General features: G+C 76.0%; 2 protein-coding genes. Both read left to right on the top strand.

From position 1 onward, the window contains the following. Positions 1-2343: SDR family NAD(P)-dependent oxidoreductase (locus ACFHW0_RS31475; RefSeq protein ID WP_416613262.1), on the top strand; the 2343-nt coding region annotated here is incomplete at its 5' end. Between the two features lie 47 nt (positions 2344-2390). Further along, positions 2391-4146 (top strand): type I polyketide synthase (locus ACFHW0_RS31470; RefSeq protein WP_416613261.1); only part of this gene is annotated, 1756 nt, incomplete at its 3' end.

Here is a 4146-nt window from a genome sequence, read left to right as displayed (position 1 = left end):
CTGCGCAGGGGTGACGACGACGCGACGCGGCTGCTGACGAACCTCGCCACCGCCCACGCCATCGGCCTGCCGGTCGACCTGACGGTCGTCCTGGCCGAGACGGACCCGGTGGCCCTGCCCACGTACGCCTTCGACCGGAGCCGCTTCTGGCCGACCGCGACGACCGGGCAGGAGGGCACCGAGGAGACCCCGAGCGGCGTCGACTCCGCGTTCTGGGCGGCCGTCGAACGGGAGGACCTGGCCGCGCTCGCGGAACTCACCGAGCAGGAGGCGGCGGAGTCCCTGGAGCGGCTGGGCGCCGCCCTCCCGGTGCTCGCCTCCTGGCGGCGCCAGCAGCGCAACCGGTCCACCCTGGACGACCTGAGGTACCGCAGCGTCTGGCAGCCGTACACCGGGACACCGGTCAGCTTCCTCCCCGGGGCCTGGTGGGTCGTCGCCGACGAGCGGCACCCGGAGGAGGGCGAGGCCGCGGTGGTCGAGCTGACCCGCCGGGGCGCCGACGTCCGACTGGTGCTGGTGCCGGAGAACCTGACCGACCGGGCCGCCCTCACCGCGTACCTGACCGGCGCCATCCGCACCGCCGACGGCGAACCGGCCCCGGCGGACGGGGTGCTGTCGCTGCTCGCCCTCGCCGACGGCGCGGTCGACGACACCCAGCCGGTGCCGCCCTTCCTCGCCCGCTCCCTGGCGCTCATCCAGGCGCTCGGGGACCTCGACGTCGCCGCGCCGCTGTGGTGCGTCACCCGGGGCGCCGCCGGTACCACCCGGAGCGGGACCCCCGGCCGGCCGGAGCAGTCGCTGCTCTGGGGCCTCGGCCGGGTCGTGGCCCTGGAACACCCCGAGCGGTGGGGCGGCCTGGTCGACGTCCCGGCCACCCTCGACGACCACGGCTGGGACCTGCTCTGCGCCGCGCTCGCCGGCCTCGACGGCGAGGACCAGCTCGCGGTCGACGGCGCCACCGTCCTCGTACGCCGGCTGGTGCGGGCGCCCGGCGGCGAGGCGGCCACCGACGAGGCCGGCTACCCGGGCACGACCCTGGTCACCGGCGGCCCCGGCGCGCTCGGCGCGGAGGTGGCCCGCTGGCTGGCCGCCCGGGGCGCCGAGCACCTGATGCTGGTCAGCCGTCGCGGCGCGGACGCCCCCGGCGCGACCGAACTGGCCCGGGAGCTGACCGAAACGGGAACCCGGGTGACCGTCGCGGCCTGCGACGTGGCCGACCGGGCGGCGCTGGCGAAGCTGCTCGACGAGGTACCCGCCGACGCGCCGCTGACCAGCGTGGTGCACGCGGCCGGCGTCCTGGAGGACGGGGTGCTCGACGGCCTCACCGCCGACCGCCTCGCCACCGTCCTGCGACCGAAGGTGCTCGGCGCCCTGCACCTGCACGAGCTGACCGTCGGGCGGGAACTGCGCGCGTTCGTGCTGTTCTCCGCGATGGCCGGTCAGCTCGGCGCCGCCGGTCAGGGCAGCTACGCCGCCGCCAACGCCTACCTCGACGCCCTCGCCGAGCAGCGGCACCGGCAGGGCCTGCCGGCCACCTCGGTCGCCTGGGGTCCCTGGGCGGCCGGCGGGATGGCCGCCACCGACCAGGCCGTGGAGGAGCGCCGCCGGCGCACCGGCGTGGCCCGCCTCGACACCGGACCGGCGCTCACGGCGCTCGCGCAGTGCGTCGCGCGGGGCGAGCCGGCGACGATGGTGGCCGGCATCGACTGGGCCCGGTACGTGCCCGGCTTCGTCGCTGTCCGACCCAGCCCGCTCATCGCGGGGGTGGCCGAGGCGCGGCGGGCGGTCGCCGAGCGGGCCGAGGACACCGGCGTGTCCGCGGAGTCCCTGGCCGCCCTGCTCGCCGGGCAGACCGACGCCGAACGACGCAAGACCCTGCTGGAGCTGGTACGCGGGCAGGCCGCCGCGGTGCTCGGACACGCCTCGATGGACGCCGTGGAGCCGGACCGGGCGTTCCGCGAACTCGGTTTCGACTCGCTGACCGCCGTGGAACTGCGCAACCGGCTCACCGCGGCGACCGGCGTCCGGCTGCCCGCCACGGTCGTCTTCGACTACCCGACCGCCGCCGGGCTGGCCGAGTACGTGCGGGCCGCGATCGTCGACGGCGGTGTGGTCGGGGTCGCACCGGTCTTCGGTGAACTGGACAGGTTGGAAGCGGCGCTCTCCGGCTCGGCGCCGGACCGCAGCGCCCGGATTCGGATCACCGAGCGGCTGCGGGCGCTGCTGGCCTCCCTCAACGAGGCCGACGCGCCGGCGGACGGCGACACCGTCGCCGAGAAGCTCCAGGACGCGACGCCGGACGAGGTCTTCGACTTCATCGACCGCGAGCTGGGGATGTCCTGACGTGATCGCTGCTGCGACGACGGGTCAACACAAGGAGTGCGCGGTCCATGGCTGACGAGGCGAAGCTTCTCGACTACCTCAAGCGGGTCACCGCTGACCTGCACCAGGTGCGCCAGCGCCTGCGCGAGGTGGAGGCCGGCGAACAGGAACCGGTCGCCATCGTCTCCATGAGCTGCCGCTTCCCCGGCGGGGTGCGGTCGCCGGAGGACCTGTGGGAGGTCGTCGCGTCCGGCCGGGACGTGGTCTCCGACTTCCCGACCGACCGCGGCTGGGACCTCGGATCGCTCTACGACAGTGACCCGGAGCAGGCCGGCACGTCGTACACGCGGCAGGGCGGCTTCGTCCACGACCTGGCCGACTTCGACCCGGGCTTCTTCGCGATCTCCCCCCGCGAGGCGTTGGCGATGGACCCGCAGCAGCGCTGGTTGCTGGAGACCTCGTGGGAGGCCCTGGAGCGCGCCGGCATCGACCCGCACTCGCTGCGCGGCAGCCGCACCGGCGTCTTCGCCGGCAGCACCGGCCAGGACTACGGCACCGTGCTGATGGGTGCCGCCCAAGGCCTCGAAGGGCACCTGATGACCGGCAACGCCGGCAGCGTGGTCTCCGGCCGCATCGCCTACACCTTCGGGCTGGAGGGGCCGGCGGTCACCATCGACACCGCCTGCTCGTCGTCCCTGGTCGCCCTGCACCTCGCGGGCCAGGCGCTGCGGCAGCGGGAGTGCACCCTGGCCATCGTCGCCGGGGTCACCGCCATGTGCACCCCGGCCGCCTTCGTCGAGTTCTCCCGGCAGCGCGGCCTCGCCGCCGACGGCCGGTGCAAGGCGTTCGCCGCCGCCGCCGACGGGACCGGCTGGTCCGAGGGCGTCGGCGTCCTGCTGCTGGAGCGCCTCTCGGACGCGCAGCGCAACGGCCACCCGATCCTCGCCGTGGTGCGGGGCAGCGCGGTGAACCAGGACGGCGCCTCCAACGGCCTCAGCGCCCCGAACGGGCCGTCGCAGCAGCGGGTGATCCAGCAGGCCCTGGCCAACGCCGGTCTCGCCGCCGGCGGCGTGGACGTGGTGGAGGCGCACGGCACCGGCACCCGGCTCGGCGACCCGATCGAGGCGCAGGCCCTGCTCGCCACGTACGGGCAGGACCGGGGGGACTCGGCGCCGCTGCTGCTCGGGTCGGTGAAGTCGAACATCGGCCACGCCCAGGCCGCCGCCGGCGTGGCCGGCGTGATCAAGATGGTGATGGCGATGCGGCACGGCGTCGTGCCGCCCACCCTGCACGTGGACGAGCCGACCCCCGAGGTCGACTGGTCGGCCGGCGAGGTGTCGCTGGTGACCGAGGCGACGCCGTGGCCGGCGGCGGGCCGTCCGCGCCGCTCGGCGGTCTCCTCGTTCGGGGTGTCCGGCACCAACGCGCACACCATCCTGGAGCAGGCCCCGGAGCCCCAGCAGCCCCCGTCGGGCGCCGTCGCGCCGGTGGTCGAGCGGCCGGTCGTACCGGTGCCGGTGTCGGCCCGCGACGCGGCCGGTCTCGCCGCGCAGGCGGGTCGCTGGGCGGCCCGACTGGCCGCCGACGAGACCCTGCGGCCCCTGGACGTGGCGTTCTCGTCGGTCACCTCCCGGTCCACCCTGGACCACCGGGCCGTGGTCGCCGCGACCGGCCGCGAGGACCTGCTGGCCGGGCTGCGCGCCCTCGCCGCCGGGGAGCCTTCGGGGGCGGTCGTCACGGGCCAGGCCGGCGGCCGGGGCCCGCTCGCGGTGCTCTTCTCGGGTCAGGGTGCGCAGCGCGCTGGTATGGGCCGGGAGTTGTACG

This window comes from Micromonospora sp. LOL_025, from assembly GCF_048060285.1.
Lineage (GTDB): Bacteria > Actinomycetota > Actinomycetes > Mycobacteriales > Micromonosporaceae > Micromonospora.
This window is presented reverse-complemented; position numbering and strand designations above follow the sequence as displayed.